The sequence below is a fragment of the Novosphingobium sp. BL-A-41-Hi4A-0G genome (genome assembly GCF_055521735.1).
In genome coordinates this window covers 1,266,283-1,283,706 of the sequence record NZ_CM145501.1, presented here as the reverse complement: position 1 = coordinate 1,283,706, position 17,424 = coordinate 1,266,283, and the positions used below count along the sequence as shown (strand labels likewise).

Below are 17,424 nucleotides of genomic sequence, written 5' to 3'. Positions count from 1 at the left end.
GCCGGGCCTCTACCAGCGACGTGGGGGCAGGAGCAACAGCGCAGACCAAGCGACTTGCCGTTTCACCTTCAATCGACTAAGCGCTGCCTGTTTTTTAGGCAGATTGATCCCGATGTCCGAAGTGCCCGCTCCTCCCGTGCTGAAGCCCATTCACGTCGGCTCCGTCGAGGTCGATTGTCCCGTCGTGCTCGCGCCTATGACGGGCGTATCGGACCTGCCTTTCCGCACGATCGTCCGCCGGTTCGGTTCGGGGCTCAACGTCACCGAGATGATCGCCAGCCCAGCGGCTATTCGCGAAACAAGACAGTCGATCCAGAAGGCTGCGTGGCATCCGATGGAGGAGCCTGTCTCGATGCAGCTCGTCGGCTGCGATCCGGCGCAGATGGCGGAAGCGGCCAAGCTGGTCGAACAGCAAGGCGCCGCGATCATCGACATCAACATGGGCTGTCCGGTGCGCAAGGTGGTGAACGGCGACGCGGGTTCGGCCCTGATGCGTGACATTCCACTGGCGACCCGGCTGATCGAGGCGACGGTCAACGCGGTCAAGGTGCCCGTCACGGTCAAGATGCGCATGGGCTGGTGTCACGACAGTCTCAATGCCCCGGAGCTTGCGCGCATCGCCGAAGATATCGGTGCGAAGATGATTACCGTCCACGGCCGAACCCGCAACCAGATGTACAAGGGCAATGCCGACTGGGGCTTCGTGCGCCGGGTCAAGGACGCGGTCACGATCCCGGTGATCGTCAACGGCGACATATGCGGCATCGAGGACGTTGCCACGGCGGTCGAGCAAAGTGGTGCCGACGGGGTGATGATCGGGCGTGGGTCATACGGGCGGCCGTGGCTGCTCGGCCAGATCATGCACTGGCTGGCTACGGGCGAGCGCATGGAAGATCCAACTCTACCCGAACAGTACGCGCTGATCGTGGAACACTACGAGGCAATGCAGGAACACTACGGAACCGTCACGGGGGTCAACATGGCCCGCAAGCACATCGGTTGGTATACGAAGGGTCTCCACGGATCGGCCGACTTCCGCAACAAGGTAAACTTTATCGACGACCCCGAGGTCGTCCTATCCAACCTTGCCGAATTCTACGGCCGGGCCATCGAGCACCAGCTCGCCTCCGGATCGACGGGGCAGCGCGAGGCGGCATGATTGCTCTTCCGGACTGGCGGCGGACGGAGCCCGGGCAGAAGCCCGATCCCAAGCGCGTTGTCGCCAGCCTGCCGCTCGCCTTGTTGCAGCTTGACCCTGATCTCATCGTTGCTTCGGTCAACCCGGCTGCGGAGCAACTCATGGGGCAGAGCTACCGGCGGCTTGTCGGCAAGTCGGTCGCGGAGCTTTTCGAGTTCGAGGAACCGCTGATCTTGGGCCGTCTTGCCGATGGGGAGGCCCACCTGTTTGCACGCGGAGTTGGCGTGCGCATCATGGGGCAACCCTCTCGCCGCTTTGACGTGATGACTAGCCCAGTGACCCACTGTCCGGGCTGGCAATTGCTGATGCTTCACGAGGGTGTCGGGGTCGAGGCGCTTTCGGGCGACGGGCATGGAGCAGGGGGCGGGGAGGGCGTTGCCCTGCGCGCGCCTGAGGTCCTGGCCCATGAAATCAAGAATCCGCTTGCCGGGATCCGTGGTGCTGCCCAGTTGCTGGACCGCAAGCTCAATGAGCACGACCGGGCGATGACCGGCCTGATCACTGCAGAGGTCGACCGCATAGCCAAGCTGATCGACCAGATGCAGTCGCTCTCGCGCCGCAGTGCCGAACCGGTCCAGCCCTGCAATCTGCATGAAGCCGTCAGGCGGGCACAGGCCGTGCTTGCTGCGGGACATCCGTCCGATGTCGCCATCGAGGAAGAGTTCGATCCCTCGCTCCCGCCGGTCATGGCCAATCCGGATTCGCTCGTGCAGGTTCTGCTGAACCTGCTCAGCAACGCACGCGAGGCGTGCCAGAACCAGCTCAATCCGGGGATCGCGGTACGCACCCGCTTTGCCAGCGGCATCCAGCTTCACGCTGGACCTGGCGGCAAGCCGCTGCGTCTGCCGATCGAACTGCGTGTTTCCGACAACGGTCCCGGCATCGATCCGACCTTGCGCGACCACATCTTCGAGCCGTTCGTGACGGGCAAGAAGAGCGGCCAGGGGCTTGGTCTTGCGCTCGTGCAGAAGCTCGTCCGCGAGATGAATGGCCGCATCACCCATGACCGCGATGAAGCCAAGGGCCTGACCCACTTCCGCATTCATCTCCCCGTTGCCGGGACGGTGCCCAGATGACGAAACGCGTACTGCTTGTCGAGGATGACGCCTCGATCGCCTTGGTGATCACCGCTGCTCTCGAAGCGGAGGGCTTTGCCATCGACCGCTGCGACTCCGTGGCTGGCCGAGACCGTTTCCTTGCGCAGAACGACTATCGCCTGCTGCTGACCGATGTGATGCTGACCGACGGTGACGGGATCGAATCGCTCGGTCCTGTGCGCGATGCCCATCCTTCGATGCCGATCATCATCCTTTCGGCACAAAACACGCTCGACACTGCCGTGCGGGCCAGCGAGACTGGCGCGTTCGAGTACTTCCCCAAGCCGTTCGATCTCGAAGAACTTGTCCGCACGGTGACGCAAGCCATCGGGAAGGCGGAAGCAGCGGAAATCGACGTACCGCAGGACGTGACGCAAGGCCTGCCACTGGTCGGTCGAAGCGCGGCGATGCAGGCGGTCTATCGCATGATCACCCGCGTACTGCGCAATGATCTGACCGTGCTGATCCTCGGCGAATCCGGGACTGGCAAGGAACTCGTTGCCGAAGCGATCCACCAGTTGGGCAATCGCCGCGCTGGCCCCTTCGTCGCAGTCAACACCGCCGCTATTCCCGCCGAGCTTATCGAGAGCGAACTGTTCGGCCACGAGCGTGGCGCGTTTACCGGTGCAGTCGTCCGCTCGATCGGCAAGTTCGAACAGGCGAGCGGCGGCACGCTGTTCCTCGATGAAATCGGCGACATGCCGATGCAGGCGCAGACGCGGCTGCTGCGAGCGTTGCAATCTGGCCGCATCCGCCGCGTCGGCGGGCGCGACGAGATCACGCTCGACTGCCGCATCGTGGCAGCGACGAACCGCGATCTCCTGCCGATGATCGCCAATGGCACCTTCCGTGAAGACCTCTACTATCGCCTCGCGGTGGTCCCGATCGAGCTTCCGCCGTTGCGTGAGCGTGCGGACGATATCGAAGCGCTTTCACGCCACTTCCTCGCCAGCGCCGCTGCCGAGGGCTTACCCCGCAGGCAGTTGACGCAGGCCGGTGCGGACTTGCTTGCGCAGCAGCCCTGGCGTGGCAATGTCCGTGAATTGCGGAACTTCATATATCGTCTGGCGCTGCTCGCGCGCGAAGAAGTTATCGATGCCGCCTCCATCGAACCGCTTCTTGTGCATACGGAAAGTGGCGCGCAATCGCGCCTTGCACCCGAATCCGCGAGCCCTGCAAGCCCGAGCGACATGGCCACCGCCGTCAGCCACTGGCTCTCCACCAACGCACCACCACAAGGCGAGGTCTATGACGCTGCGCTGGCAGCGTTCGAACACCCGCTGTTCGTTTCGGTCCTTGCGCAGACAGGCGGAAACCAGCTGCGTGCAGCGCAAATACTCGGCATCAACCGCAATACCTTGCGCAAGCGGCTTTCCGATCTCGGCATAGCGCCAGAGGAGTACGCCGCCCGCGATTGATGCCTTGCCGCAGGGCTGATGTAGCCCGTCGGTTTCCTCTTGCATTTTTGCAACAGTAGTGTTGTGACCATGCAACGATGCCGCAGGAAGAGAGAGTCACGGTCCGCCGAATGCCGCGCTGGTACAGGCGCGTTCTTGTAAGCCTGCGCCGCGCCAACGTGTTTTTCCTGCTTGAGGTCGCAGCCTCCACCATTCTCGCTCTAATGCTGGCCGTCAGTTGGCTGACGGTGACCGCATCGAGCACCGAAGGACAGATCCTTCCGTCGCGGCTTACGTCCAGCTTGCTGATCGGCACGCTGGTTCCGGCAATGGCACTTCTCGTTCTGGCCGGTCGTCGCCTCGCCATCCGGCGCGCTGCCAAGAGCGTCCTGGGCTCCAGCGGGCGGCTTCACGTACGTCTGGTCTGGCTGTTTTCCCTGATTGCCGCGATCCCGACCCTGCTTGTCGTGGTCTTCGCATCTCTGCTGTTTCAGTCCGGCGTCGAATTCTGGTTCTCGGATAACTCCCGCGGCATGCTGGAAAACGCCAACAAGCTCGCGCGTGGTTATTATGAGGACAAGCTGCGCGACGTCGGAAACGAGACTGTCACCATGGCGGGTGACATCCGCGACTACCTGGATCAGGCCCCGATCACATCCACCGAGTTTGCGGAAGGCTATTCATTCCAGGTCCTGAGCCGACAACTCAACGAATCCGCCATTCTGGAACGCACGCCTGACGGAACTTTGCGCACCGCTGCGATCGTCGATCCGGAAAAGACCGATCGCCAGCAGCGCGTGACGCTCGCCGACCTCAAGCGGCTTGATGCAGGCGAGGCTGTCGTTGTGCGCGCATCGGCTGAACGTATCGAGGCGGTGACCCCCATCGACAAGAACAGGGGAATCTACCTCTTCGCCGCGCGGACATCCAATGCGCTCGCCCTCGAGCAGTGGGAACGCGCGCAAACCGTGCTCAAGGCCTACGACATGCTGACGACCCGGGCGAGGGCGCTACAGTTGCGCTTCAATCTTGCCTTGTTCGGCGTCAGTCTTGCGCTCGTCGGTGTGGCGGTGTGGGCCGCGTTGCGCTTTGCGGACCGGCAGGTTGCGCCGCTGGCCGAACTTGTGTCCGCGGCGCGCACCATCGGCAGTGGCAATTTCGCGATGCGGGTGGCGCAAAGTAGCGGCACCGATGAAGTCGGCCTCCTTGCCCGCGCGTTCAATCGTATGACCCGGCAGCTCGAAGGGCAGACTCAAGCACTCGTCACCGCGAATGCGCAGCTCGAAGTGCGTCGCGCATTCATCGAGGCGGTACTCGAATCGATTACTGCCGGCATCGTCTCCATCGGGCGTGATGGCGCCGTACAACTCATCAACTCCTCGGCCCAGCGTGTGCTGCTCGCCGATGGGCCCTCAAGCCCGATCGGCCGCCCCCTGGGCGAGGTCTCCCCTGTGCTTGCGCAACTCGTTGCATCAGGGCAGCCCACCAATGTCATCCAGTACCCGGTCCGTGGTGACTTGCGGACGCTGGCCGTCCGTGTGGTGCAGGACAGCAACGGCCATGTGATCACGTTCGAGGACATTACCCGCCAATTGCTCGACCAGCGCCGCGCGGCCTGGTCGGACGTTGCCCGCCGCATCGCCCACGAGATCAAGAATCCGCTCACCCCGATCCAGCTCGCGACGGAACGACTGCGTCGCCGTTATGGCCGCCAGATCGAGAACGATCCCGAATTGTTCGAGGAACTCACCAGCACGATCATCCGGCAAGTGGGTGATCTGCGAAAGATGGTCGACGAGTTCTCCTCGTTCGCACGCCTGCCCAAGCCCGTGTTTCGTGCAGAGGATGCCAGCGACCTGGTCCGCCAGTCGCTGTTCCTTCAGGAAGTGGCTCATACCTCCATCGATTTCAGCTTCGCGTGCGATGCAACCTCGATGCCGATCCAGTGCGATCGGCACCAGTTCGGCCAGGTCATGACGAACGTTCTCAAGAACGCGGTCGAAGCGATCGAAACCCGTGCCAAGAGCGAGGACGTCGACTATCGCGGCCGGGTGGCGGTCACGCTCGCAGGCGATCACGAGACGGTGACGGTAAGTGTGACCGACAACGGAATCGGCCTGCCGGCCGAGAGAGACCGCATCCTCGAGCCTTACATGACCACGCGCGAGAAGGGCACTGGCCTCGGCCTCGCCATCGTCCACAAGATCGTGGAGGAACACGGCGGCGAAATGGCCTTCACGCCCGAACCGGGCGGCGGCACCCGCGTGACCATGCGCTTCGCCCGCGATCCGCTTTCAACTTCAGACGCTCACGCCGAACAGGACTGACAGGACCCCCGCCATGGCACTCGACATCCTCATCGTAGACGACGAACGCGATATCCGCGAACTGGTCGCAGGCGTGCTCTCCGACGAAGGCTACGGCTGCCGCCTCGCCGCAGACAGCACGTCGGCACTCGCGGCCATCGACGAGCGGCGCCCAAGCCTCGTGCTACTCGACGTGTGGCTACACGGCAGCCCGATGGACGGCCTCGAAGTTCTCGACGAGATCAAGAAGCGCGAGCCGGAACTGCCCGTGATCATCTTCTCCGGTCACGGCAACATCGACACGGCTGTCTCGGCGATCAGCCGTGGCGCAATGGACTTCCTCGAGAAGCCTTTCGAGGCAGAACGCCTGCTGCTGCTGGTCGAGCGGGCAACCGAAACGGAACGGCTGCGCCGCGAGAACGCGCAGTTGCGCCAGGGCTTTGCCATGGCGGAGGAGTTCACCGGCAACAGCTCGGCGATCAACCAGGTTCGCGCCACGCTCAAGCGCGTTGCCAATACCGGCAGTCGTCTGTTGATCACCGGGCCCGCAGGATCAGGCAAGGAAGTCGCGGCGCGCCTGCTCCACTCGTGGAGCCCGCGTGCGCAAAGCCCGTTCATCACGGTCAATTCGGCTCGCATCACGCCAGAGCGTTTCGAACAGGAACTGTTTGGCGAAGAAGTGGACGGCAAGCTCGTGCGTGCGGGCCTTCTCGAGATGGCAGATGGCGGCACGTTGTTCCTGGACGAAGTCTCGGACATGCCCGCATCCAGTCAGGCCCGCATCCTGCGGGTGCTGACCGAGCAATCCTTCGCCCGCGTGGGCGGTCATCGTCAGTTGCGGGTCGATGTACGCGTCGTATCGTCGTCGTCCCGCCCGCTAGAGAAGGAAATCGCCGAGCGCCGCTTCCGTGAAGACCTCTATTATCGGCTCAATGTCGTCCCAGTTGCGATCCCCTCTCTGACCGATCGTCGCGACGACATTCCGGCTCTGGTCGACCACTTCTTCACCCGTTACGCCAACGAACAGGGCGTAGCGCCACCCGCGATTTCGCCAGAAGCCATGGCCGCGCTGCAGAGCTACGACTGGCCGGGCAACGTGCGCCAGCTGCGCAACGTGGTGGAGCGCACGGTGATTCTTGCCCCGCGTGACAGGCTGGCACGGATCGACTCCGACATGCTGCCCTCCGAAATCGTGAGCACACCGATCGGCGGAGAAACGGGTGGGTCAGCGCTGATGGGCGTGCCACTGCGGGAAGCCCGCGAGAACTTCGAGCGCGAGTATCTGAAGGTTCAGATACGGCGCTTTTCGGGCAATATTTCAAAGACGGCCAGCTTCATCGGGATGGAGCGCTCGGCCCTTCATCGCAAGCTCAAGCTCCTCGGAATGGCAGAGCGACGGGATGACGAAGAAGAGGAGTGATGCCGACTTCAGGATTGTGAATACGCATTAAATCGGAACCCTGTGCATTTTCCCATGTTTACGGATGGGGCGCGGGGACATAAACTAGTCAATGAACCCGGCCCGAGTGTTGCTGCACGAAGGCCAGATCGCGAAGACCCGTTACCGGGTCGAGCCAATATAAAACGGAGTCACGTGAAATGACCGGCAAGACGCTTTCCGCCCGCCCTCGGCCCAAGGCCGAACCTGCCCCAGTTGCAGACACTCCGGCGCCGGTATCCGGCCCCACGGGCGGAAAAGGGCAGAATCTCCAGGACCTTTTCCTGAACCACCTGCGCAAGAACAAGATTCCCGTCACGATGTTTCTTGTGAAGGGCGTCAAGCTGCAGGGCATCGTCACGTGGTTCGACAACTTCTCGATCCTGCTGCGCCGCGATGGCCAGTCGCAGCTGGTCTACAAGCACGCGATCTCCACGATCATGCCCGGACAGCAGCTTTCGGTTGCGCACTTCCAGTCGGGTGGTGAAGAAAACGGCAAGAAGGCCCGCCTTCTTCAGGAAGTTTTCCTGTCCAGCGTCCGCGATTCCGGCGTCCAGGTCACGATGTTCCTCGTGAACGGCGTCATGCTTCAGGGCAAGGTCGCGTCCTACGATCTCTTCTGCATGCTGCTCGAGCGCGAAGGCTACGTCCAGCTCGCTTACAAGCATGCCGTTTCTACAATTCAGCCTGCCGGTCACGTTGATCTTACCGGCGACTGGGATGGCGAGGATTCCTGAGCACCTTTGAATTTGGCAACAACACCGGCGAAGTTGCCGGTGAAGTCACCCGTGGCGCGCGCGCCGTAGTCGTCCTCCCCGACATAAAGCAGCGGGGAGGGGGGCTGGGCATCGACGCCGAAGCCCGGCTCGAAGAAGGGCAGGGGCTGGCGCGCGCAATCGGCATCGAAGTGGTCGATGCCTTCATTCTTCCAATCCGTGCGGTCAAGCCTGCGACGCTGTTCGGCGAAGGGCAGGTCGAGCGCATCGGCGTTGCCTGCAACCAATCGGACGCGGAACTGGTCATTGTTGACGGCGCGCTCTCGGCAATCCAGCAGCGCAACCTTGAGGACAAGCTCAAGCGCAAGGTCATCGACCGGACCGGGTTGATCCTCGAAATCTTCGGCGAGCGTGCCGCAACGGCTGAAGGCCGCTTGCAGGTAGAACTCGCGCACCTCGATTACCAGGCCGGCCGCCTGGTCCGCTCATGGACACACCTCGAGCGCCAGCGCGGTGGCTTTGGCTTTCTCGGTGGCCCCGGTGAAACCCAGATCGAGGCCGACCGACGCCAGATCCGCGGGCGCATGGCGCGTCTGCGCAAGGAACTCGAACAGGTCCGCCGCACACGAGGCCTTCATCGCGAGCGGCGACAGCGGGCGCCGTGGCCGGTGATTGCGCTGGTCGGATATACCAACGCGGGCAAGTCCACCCTGTTCAATCGCCTGACCGGGGCCGACGTCATGGCCGAAGACTTGCTCTTCGCCACGCTCGACCCGACGATGCGCGCAATCCGTCTTCCGGGCGTCGAAAAGGCCATCCTGTCCGACACGGTCGGGTTCATCTCCGAACTGCCGACCCAACTCGTAGCCGCTTTCCGCGCTACGCTCGAGGAAGTGACGGCCGCCGACGTGATCGTCCACGTTCGCGATGTCGCCAATCCGGCGACGGCTGATCAGAAGGCCGAAGTCGAGCAGATCCTTGCGGACCTCGGTGTGAACGGGGAAGGGGGGCCCCTCATTCCTGTCATCGAGGCCTGGAACAAGTGGGACCTGCTCTCGGACGAAGAGAAGGCCATGCGGCGCGATCTCATCGCGGCCAAGGTATCCGAGGTCCCGGTCGTTCCACTATCTGCGCTTACCGGAACGGGCGTGGATGCGCTGCTGGACAAGCTTGGCGAAATTCTGACGGGCGGCGCTCAGACGCTTGAACTTACAATTCCCCTGTCGGATGGCCAACGCCTCGCATGGCTTCATGCCCATGGCGACATTATCGAGGAAGCGCAGGTCGACGCCGGTGACACGCCAGCAATGCGCATCAAGGTTCGACTGACCCCGCGAGAGCTTGGGCGGTTTACCTCTCTGACCGCTTGACCGCCTGCCAAAGCGCTTCCTGCTCGTCTAGTGACAGAGCAGCGAAGCGTCCGGCGGCAAGTTTTTCCATGCCACGAAAACGCCGCTCGAATTTGGCGTTGGCATTCCGCAGTGCGTCCTCGGGTGCAACGCCATACTTGCGCACGACGTTCACCGCTGCGAACAACAGATCGCCGGCCTCGTCGATGCGCTCAGCCTCTGATGTAGCAGCTTCAAGTTCACGAATTTCTTCAATTAGCTTCTCGGTCGCGCCTCGCACGTCGGGCCAGTCGAAGCCCTGTCGCACAGCACGCTTCTGGATCTTCTCGGCGCGCATCAAGGCTGGCAGCGCCAGAGCGACACCGTCCATGGCGCTCTGTGCACCCTTGGACGCGCGCTCTGTGGCTTTTGCCGTCTCCCATCGCTCCTCGCGCGATTGGCCTTCGTCCGCTTCATCGCCAAACACGTGGGGGTGGCGCGCTTCCATCTTGTCCGCAATTGCCGCTGCCACATCGTCGAAACTGAAGAGGCCAAGTTCCTCGGCCATGCGCGCGTGGAACACGACTTGGAAGAGCAGATCGCCGAGTTCTTCCTTCAGTGCCGCCATATCGTTGCGTGCGATGGCATCGTCGACCTCGTAGGCTTCCTCGATCGTGTAAGGCGCAATCGTCGCGAACGTCTGTGCGCAATCCCATTCGCAGCCGCGCTCAGGATCGCGCAACCGCGCCATGATGCCGAGCAAGCGAGAGAGATTCGGTGACATTTCGTGTTCCTTCGTCATCTTGTCCATGAGAGCGTGAGGGGGATTTGGTCGATGCTGGAGTCACTGCCCACATAGATTTGATAATATATATTATGTAAATTACGTGCTGCGCGCTTGCGGTCCTTCACCATCCAAGCACCGAGAACACCAGCGTCACCGTCAGGATCAAGAAGCCCCACAAGGCTGCCATTCTCAGACCGTCAGACAGTCCAATGCGCTGCCCTCGCAAGTTGGCCACGACCAGCACGAGCGCCATGGCGATGCCAATAAGCCGGACAACGTCGTCGTTGGTCATGCCGCACTCCTAAAGCACGATTTCCATCCCGTCATATGCAGGCTCAACGTGATCGGGCGTTTCACCGCAGAGAGTCCGGTAGTCCATGGACTTGTCGAGATGCGTCAGGATGCCGCGCCCCGAACGCGTAGCTTCGATCAGTTCCAGTGCCATGCCCAGGTGCGAGTGCGTCGGATGTGGCTGGCGGCGCAGACAGTCCACCACCAGGACATCGACCTTGTAGAACAGATCGATCATTTCGGCTGTGATCTCACTGAAGTCCGTCGCATAACCGATTGTTTTTCCGCCTTGATCAAAGCGATATGCTGTCGACTGCGCAGGACCGTGCGGCATCTGGCAATGGGCGATCCCGATGCCGCAGATCATGCGCACGCGGTCCAGATTGTCGAGTTCGCAGATCGTGTGATAACCATGCTGCCCGGCAAAGACATAGCCGAAGCGCTGGCGCAGCCGCCGCACTGTTTCCGAAGCTGCATATCCCGGGATCGGTCCGCCACGACCGTAGCGCAACGGACGCAGGTCATCGATGCCGTGGCAGTGGTCGGCATGGTCATGCGTCCACAGCACACCGTCGACGCGATCGATATTGCACGCAAGAAACTGATGGCGCAGATCCGTCGGCGTATCGACCAGCAGACGGCTGCCGTCTTCGCCTTCGACGACAATCGCCACCCTTGTTCGTCGGTTCTTGGGCTCGCTGGGGTCGCAATCGCCCCAGTCGTTGCCGATGCGCGGGACACCGGTCGACGTGCCGGAGCCGAGAATCGTCAGCTTCACAGGCGCGCCTTGCTGAACAGGCGGAAGAAGTTGGCGCCAGTCGTGTCTGCCAGCGATTCAACGCTCGTACCGCGCAAACCCGCCACGAACGCGCAAGTATCGGCCACATATGCCGGTTCACACGTCTTGCCGCGATGCGGCACCGGCGCAAGGAACGGCGCGTCAGTCTCTACCAGCAGGCGATCTTCAGGAAGCTTGGCAGCTATCGCCTGCAAGTCCTTGGCATTCTTGAATGTAACAATGCCAGAGAGTGAAATCGAGAGTCCAAGTTCCAACATTCTTGTCGCAAACGGAGCCGAGGCGGTGAAGCAGTGGATCAAGGCGGGGAAGCACCCCTTCCCCATTTCCTCTTCGATTATCCGGATTGTGTCCTCTTCGGCATCGCGGGTGTGGACGATCAGCGGCAGGCCAGTATCGCGCGCCACGCGGATGTGGACGCGGAACAGGTCCTGCTGCACTTGCCGGTCGGAGTGATCGTAATAGTAGTCCAGTCCGGTCTCGCCGATGCCGATCACGCGGGAATGCGCGGCCGCTGCGAGCAGCGCGCTCTCACCCAGATCGGCGTGGGCATCAGCCTCATGCGGATGGATGCCGATGCTCGCCCAGACATCGGTCTCGCGCTCGGCAGTGGCGACAATGTCTGCCCACTCACGCTCTCGGGTCGAGATATTGAGGAAACCGCGAACGCCGCTTTCCCTTGCGCGATCAAGAACCTTCACCTGATCCTCGACCAGACCCTTGTAATTGAGATGGCAATGGGAATCGATCAGCATCATGCCGAGGCATCCTCCGCAGGCAGTTCAAGCCTGGGGAATGCTGGCACTGGCTGCGTCAGCCGCTCACCGGTTGCCACCCGAGCCAGATACCAGTCGGCATCGGTCAAGGCTGCAAACCCGCGTGCGTCCGCCGGAATGCCGATCTGGTCCAGCACTCGGGCCGCCGAAGACGGCACGACCGGCGCGATCGCGATAGTCAGATCGCGGATGGCCATGAACAGCGTCAGCAGCACTGCCTTCATCCGATCGGGATCGGTCTTGCGAAGCGCCCAGGGCGCCTGCTCGTCGACATAGGCATTGCAGGCAAAGACAGCGCGCATCCACGCGTCAATCCCGGCCGAGAAGTTCAACGCACCAAACTCGCGCGGCAATTCCTCACGGCAGGCATCGAACACGGTCGCCAGCAGGGTGTCATCGGCCTCGACAGTCTCGAACTTCTGAAGTTCGCCATCCATGTTCTTGAAAATCATGGAGAGCGTACGTTGGACCAGATTCCCATAGCTGTTCGCCAGTTCGGCATTGCAGCGCGTGACGATGGCTTCGGGCGAATATGAACCATCCTGCCCGAATGCCACCTCGCGCATCAGGAAGTAGCGCAGTGGATCCACACCGAAGCGTTCGGCCAGATCGAGAGGGTCGGTCACATTGCCAAGCGACTTCGACTCCTTCAGTCCGCGGTTGAGCAGGAAGCCATGGCCGAAAACCTGGCGCGGAAGTTCGATCTTCGCGCTCATCAGGAATGCTGGCCAATACACCGTGTGGAACCGTACGATATCCTTGCCGATCAAGTGGAGGTCCGCAGGCCAATACCTTGCAAAGTCTCCGCTTTCATCGGGAAATCCAAGGCCGGTGATGTAGTTGGTCAGGGCATCGACCCACACGTACATCACGTGCCCGTCGCTGCCCGGCGCCTTCACGCCCCAGTCGAAGCTGGTCCGGGAAACCGACAGGTCGCGCAGGCCACCTTCGACAAAGCGCATCACCTCGTTGCGGCGGCTGTCAGGCTGAATGAACTCGGGGTTCTCGTTATAGAGCTTCAGCAGCGGCTCGGCGTACCTGGAAAGGCGGAAGAACCAGCTTTCCTCGACGGTCCATTCAACCGGCGTTCCCTGAGGCGAGAGCTTCTCGGCCCCTTCCCCAACGACCAGTTCGCTCTCGTCGTAGAAGGCCTCATCTCGGATCGAGTACCAGCCTTCGTAGCGATCGAGATAGAGATCACCACTCGCTTCCATCCGCCGCCAAAGCTCCTGTGTCGAAGCGTGATGGCGCTCTTCGGTGGTGCGGATAAACACATCGTACGACACGTTCAGTTCATCGCACATCTTGATGAAATACGATGACATTTCATCCGAAAGCTCGCGCGGCGACACGCCCATCTCGCGCGCCTTCTGCGCCATCTTCAGCCCGTGCTCATCCGTGCCGGTCTGAAACCGCACGTCACGGCCCATCGCCCGCTGAAACCGGGCGATCACGTCGGCGGCAATCGCTTCATAAGCATGGCCGATGTGTGGCTTGCCGTTGGGATAGGAAATGGCGGTGGTAATATAGAAGGGTTCGCCCATCGGGCCGGTCGCTTTCTCGAACTGTCTGGTGCCCTGGGAATCCGGACGCCTATCGCGCCCCTTCCCTAGTCGGCGCAGCCGATGCCAGCAAGGAGCCGATTTCCATCATCAGCATACCAGGATCGAAGTTGTAGATCGGTGCCTCGCCCGCAAGCCTGACCAATCGGGCATGGGCTTCGGCCAGACGCAGCCTGCCAGCATCATCCACTCTCGGCAAAGCCCCGACCACGGTCATCCGCGCTGCCTCGATCGCGGCAGCAAGGCGTTCACGGTCAGGCCGTGCACCGATCGCGCTCGACAGCGCACCGCGCAACGACAGGTCATGGTCGCCATGCTCGATGATACGCGCATAAAGCGCCTGCGCTTTGCCTAGATCCTGCTCGGCAAAGGCCAGCGCGGCCCCGGGCGATCCACCTGCGACTGCCAGCGCCGCCCGACGCGTCTCGCTATCCAACCCCGGTGCTGCCACATCGAGCGCGCGCGCAACATCCGCATCGGCCAATGGATGGAACCGCACGACCGTGCACCGTGATCGCACCGTCGGCAGCAATCGTCCCAAAGCGTGTACGACAAGCAGAAAGAACGTACCGACCGGCGGTTCCTCAAGGCTCTTTAGCAGAGCGTTGACCGCACCTTTCTCAAGCAAGTCAGCTGAATCGATGATCACAGCGCGGCGCCGCCCAAGAGTCGGGCGCGTGGTAAGCCTGCGCTGGATATCTCGCACCTGATCGACCGAGATGTTGCGCTTGAGAAGATAAGGCTTCCCGTCGTCGCGCTTCTTGGCCTCGTCATCATTGGCGGGCAGCGGTGACAGGGTGAGGATATCGGGATGCGATTCCACCGGTGGCTGCGGCACGCCCGGCTCGGCCACAAGCTCTGCCGCCGCGCTTCGGGCAAAGCCCGCCTTGCCCAAACCCTCGCGTCCGGCAAGAATCCAGCCATGATGCATGCGCGCGCCCGCGATGGCCGAGCGCCAGATGCGCCATGCCGCATCGTGTCCGATCAGATGCGGATCGCTCACAGGAAACGCTCCACCAGAGCTGACATCACGCGCGCATGAACTTCCGAAGGCGAACCTTCGGCATCGATCAGGGCAAAACGATGGGGCTCAGCCTGAGCAAATTCCCTGAACGCAGCCGCCACTCTCGCGTGATAGTCTGCACCGCGCCCACCGATCCGGTCAGCCTGTCCGCCATCGCGCAGGGCAAGCCGCTCCGCCGAAACTTCCGGACGCACCGCAAGTAGCACCGTGAGATCGGGCAACAGTCCCTCGCTGCCGATCCGATGCAAGTCCATTACATCCGCGTCCGAAAGCCCTCCACCGCCGCCTTGATAGGCTCGGCTGCTGTCAACGAACCTGTCACAGACCACCCAGGCACCGCGCGCCACGGAAGGACAGATCAGCTTCTCGACGTGATCTGCTCGCGCCGCTGCAAACAGCAAAGCCTCGGCTCGCGCCCCCCAGCCATCGCCTTCGTTGCTGAGCAGCATAGACCGGATCGCCTCGGCGCCTGCTGTTCCGCCAGGTTCGCGCGTGGTCACGACATCGAGTCCGCGAGAGCGAAGTGCTTCGGCCAGAAGCCTGCCTTGCGTCGATTTCCCGACGCCTTCGCCACCCTCCAGCGCGATGAACCGCCCGGTCACAGGCCCACCAGCCCCAGCGCCCCGTCGCGAAGGCGAGAGAAGGCGCCACCGCGTCCGACATCGACGCCAGCCACCAGCGGCAGCACATGCACAGGCTCGCCCGGCACGCGGACCAGCAGGCTCGCCACCGTCTCGCCCTTGGCAATCGGGGCCTTGAGCGGCCCCTTGTAGCGCACGGAAAGCGTGTACTTCGTAGCCGCGCCACGCGGCATGGTCACCGTCAATTCGCGCGGAGCAACCAGCGGCACCGTGCGCTCGTTCCCGCCCTGCACCGCCGCAGTGCCAACGCTCGTTCCTTTCGCGAAAAGTCGCTTGGCGTCCCAGGCCGCGAAGCCCCATTCGATGAAGGCGCGCGACTGGTTGGTCCGGTCTATCGGCCGGTCGTATCCGCCGAGCACCATGACCAGACGCCGTCCCCTGCGCTCGGCCGAACCGACAAATCCGTATCCGGCCTCGTTGGTGAACCCGGTCTTCACTCCGTCAGCCCCTTCGACGTGACCATAGAGTGGATTGTGGTTGGGCTGGGTGATCCCGCCCCAGGTCATCTGGGAATGGCCATAAAAGCGACGATAGAGATCGGGGAAGCGCGTCATCAACGCCCCGCTCAACGTGGCGAGATCAGCAGCGGTCACATAGGTCTGCCCCTCGTCCATCCACCCGTTTGGCGTGTTGAAGTGGCTGTCGCGCATGCCCAGATCCGCAGCCGCTCCATTCATCAGCGCGGTAAACGCCGAGACCGATCCGGTTGCCCCCTCTGCCAGCACCACGCAGGCGTCGTTGGCGGATACGGTGACGATCCCCTCGATCAACTCAGCCACCGTCGGCTGCGCTTCGGCGGGCAGGAACATTGTGCTGCCGACATTGCGCCACTTGCGGAAAGTTTCGCGCCGTATCGGGATGCGCTGGTCGAGCCGCAGCTTGCCCTTGGCGATCAGGTCAAATGCCACATAGCTCGTCATGATCTTGGTGATCGAAGCAGGTACGAAGCGCCGGTGCGGATCGCGTGAGAACAGCACCCGTCCAGAACCGACATCGACCATCAACGCTATCGGCGCATCGATACGAGGCATGCTGGCGAGCGGATCGACCACCCCCGTCTGGTGTGCAGGTGCCTCGGGCGCAGCGGCCTGAACCGGCATTCCCGCCAGCGCCACAACCATTGCAATCGTCACGAACTTCAGGCGCAAGAACAGTCCCCGGACAAATCAGGCCGCCCAGCGCCATCAGGTCAAGGCGCGGTCACGACCCTTGCGTCGGCATAGCCGCCCGCGCGAACCTTCGCCAGCGCCGCATCAGCTTGTCCACGGTCCTTATGGGGGCCAACCCGCACGCGCCACAACTTGCCCGACGCTGTAACCGATCCGCCCACCACCTTAGCCGACGCCTCTGCGCGGGCACGCGTCGAGTATGCGCCGACCTGAACGTAGAGCGCCTTGCTGGAAGCTGTAGCGGTTGCCTTGACCGGCTCTGCAGGCTTGGGCGGTGCGGCCGGTTTGGCAACAGGTTTGGCTTCATCCTTGGCAAGCGGCTTCGGCTCGACCTTTGCCGGCGCAGGAGTCCCAACTTCCGATACGGCAGGCGGCACCACCGCAATCCCCAGCTTGCGCTTGAGCGCAACCAGCAATCCCGGCGGCGTATCCATCCGCGCCGGAGCCTGCCCGCCACTGCGCAACAGCGTGCGCTCGGCCTCGGGCGGATTGACCCGACGTACACGCACAGGCACCCGCGCGCCTGGCGTCGCACCCAGTTGGGCCCAAGCCCCGGTAGAAAGCGACACAAGATCGCTCCCTGTCATCGGCCCGCGCTGCGTCAACCGAACGAGGATCGTCCGGCCCGTTTCCAGCGATGTCACTTCGACATAGCTCGGCAAAGGCAAGGTGCGATGCGCGCCACTCACCCCGTCGCCTTCACCAACCTGCGCATAGCCGACCGAATCATAGTTCATCACATCGACAGGAGTGTAGGTCACGCCATCGACCGTGAACGGCGCGCCCAGCACCATCGGGTAATCCCCCGCTGGTCCGCGCGAAGTTGCCTGCGCAGGCGGGGCTTCACGGGCAACCCCCGGGCCTTGAATCGCAAGGAGCAATGTCGCGGCAATCGCGA

Annotated in this window: 16 protein-coding genes; 7 read left to right on the top strand and 9 right to left on the bottom strand. The window is 62.6% G+C overall.

The features are described from left to right. The first annotated feature begins 112 nt into the window (after window positions 1–112). The 7 genes from dusB to hflX all read left to right on the top strand — a co-directional run bounded on the left by dusB (window position 113) and on the right by hflX (window position 9,522). Window positions 113–1,159 carry a tRNA dihydrouridine synthase DusB gene (gene dusB, locus ACZ1JX_RS06305; protein ID WP_465125902.1) on the top strand — a complete coding sequence of 349 codons (1,047 nt, stop codon included), beginning with the start codon at window positions 113–115 and terminating at the stop codon, window positions 1,157–1,159. Next, entirely contained in the window at window positions 1,156–2,274 is a 1,119-nt protein-coding gene (locus tag ACZ1JX_RS06300; RefSeq protein ID WP_465125901.1) for a two-component system sensor histidine kinase NtrB, read from the top strand. The genes dusB and ACZ1JX_RS06300 overlap by 4 nt, the downstream gene beginning before the upstream one ends. Next, window positions 2,271–3,713, top strand: a complete 1,443-nt coding sequence (locus ACZ1JX_RS06295) for a sigma-54-dependent transcriptional regulator (RefSeq protein WP_465125900.1) — start codon at window positions 2,271–2,273, stop codon at window positions 3,711–3,713. The genes ACZ1JX_RS06300 and ACZ1JX_RS06295 overlap by 4 nt, the downstream gene beginning before the upstream one ends. A gap of 77 nt (window positions 3,714–3,790) precedes the next feature. Continuing rightward, the gene (locus tag ACZ1JX_RS06290) at window positions 3,791–6,019 is read left to right on the top strand and encodes a sensor histidine kinase (RefSeq protein ID WP_465125899.1); all 2,229 of its coding nucleotides are present in this window, start codon (window positions 3,791–3,793) and stop codon (window positions 6,017–6,019) included. A gap of 13 nt (window positions 6,020–6,032) precedes the next feature. Beyond that, on the top strand, window positions 6,033–7,418 hold the full coding sequence (ntrX, locus tag ACZ1JX_RS06285) for a nitrogen assimilation response regulator NtrX (RefSeq protein WP_465125898.1): 1,386 nt from the start codon (window positions 6,033–6,035) through the stop codon (window positions 7,416–7,418). 179 nt (window positions 7,419–7,597) lie between these two features. Further along, window positions 7,598–8,173, top strand: a complete 576-nt coding sequence (gene hfq, locus ACZ1JX_RS06280) for an RNA chaperone Hfq (RefSeq protein ID WP_465125897.1) — start codon at window positions 7,598–7,600, stop codon at window positions 8,171–8,173. Further along, complete coding sequence (hflX, locus tag ACZ1JX_RS06275; RefSeq protein WP_465126370.1) at window positions 8,170–9,522, top strand: GTPase HflX; 1,353 nt, start codon at window positions 8,170–8,172, stop codon at window positions 9,520–9,522. The genes hfq and hflX overlap by 4 nt, the downstream gene beginning before the upstream one ends. Here hflX and mazG read toward each other — a convergent pair. From mazG to ACZ1JX_RS06230, 9 genes are all read right to left on the bottom strand, one after another. Then, window positions 9,503–10,291, bottom strand: coding sequence for a nucleoside triphosphate pyrophosphohydrolase (gene mazG / locus ACZ1JX_RS06270; protein WP_465125896.1), 789 nt, complete (start codon window positions 10,289–10,291; stop codon window positions 9,503–9,505). The genes hflX and mazG overlap by 20 nt on opposite strands. Window positions 10,292–10,388: 97 nt before the next feature. After that, a complete protein-coding gene (locus ACZ1JX_RS06265) occupies window positions 10,389–10,559 on the bottom strand; it encodes a hypothetical protein (RefSeq protein WP_465125895.1) in 171 nt (56 codons plus the stop codon). A 9-nt stretch (window positions 10,560–10,568) separates the two neighbouring features. Then, a complete protein-coding gene (locus ACZ1JX_RS06260) occupies window positions 10,569–11,336 on the bottom strand; it encodes an MBL fold metallo-hydrolase (RefSeq protein WP_465125894.1) in 768 nt (255 codons plus the stop codon). Beyond that, window positions 11,333–12,109 (bottom strand): TatD family hydrolase, encoded by a 777-nt coding sequence (locus ACZ1JX_RS06255; RefSeq protein WP_465126369.1) that lies wholly within the window; start codon window positions 12,107–12,109, stop codon window positions 11,333–11,335. The genes ACZ1JX_RS06260 and ACZ1JX_RS06255 overlap by 4 nt, the downstream gene beginning before the upstream one ends. Further along, window positions 12,109–13,674, bottom strand: coding sequence for a methionine--tRNA ligase (gene metG / locus ACZ1JX_RS06250; RefSeq protein WP_465125893.1), 1,566 nt, complete (start codon window positions 13,672–13,674; stop codon window positions 12,109–12,111). The genes ACZ1JX_RS06255 and metG overlap by 1 nt, the downstream gene beginning before the upstream one ends. A 49-nt stretch (window positions 13,675–13,723) precedes the next feature. Next, window positions 13,724–14,695 carry a DNA polymerase III subunit delta' gene (locus tag ACZ1JX_RS06245; RefSeq protein ID WP_465125892.1) on the bottom strand — a complete coding sequence of 324 codons (972 nt, stop codon included), beginning with the start codon at window positions 14,693–14,695 and terminating at the stop codon, window positions 13,724–13,726. Next, a complete protein-coding gene (gene tmk / locus ACZ1JX_RS06240) occupies window positions 14,692–15,318 on the bottom strand; it encodes a dTMP kinase (RefSeq protein WP_465125891.1) in 627 nt (208 codons plus the stop codon). Before tmk ends, ACZ1JX_RS06245 begins: the two co-directional genes overlap by 4 nt. After that, window positions 15,315–16,505: a D-alanyl-D-alanine carboxypeptidase family protein gene (locus ACZ1JX_RS06235; protein WP_465125890.1), complete on the bottom strand. Its 1,191-nt coding sequence runs from the start codon at window positions 16,503–16,505 to the stop codon at window positions 15,315–15,317. Before ACZ1JX_RS06235 ends, tmk begins: the two co-directional genes overlap by 4 nt. A gap of 41 nt (window positions 16,506–16,546) precedes the next feature. After that, a complete protein-coding gene (locus tag ACZ1JX_RS06230) occupies window positions 16,547–17,407 on the bottom strand; it encodes an SPOR domain-containing protein (RefSeq protein WP_465125889.1) in 861 nt (286 codons plus the stop codon). Between the last annotated feature and the right edge of the window lie 17 nt (window positions 17,408–17,424).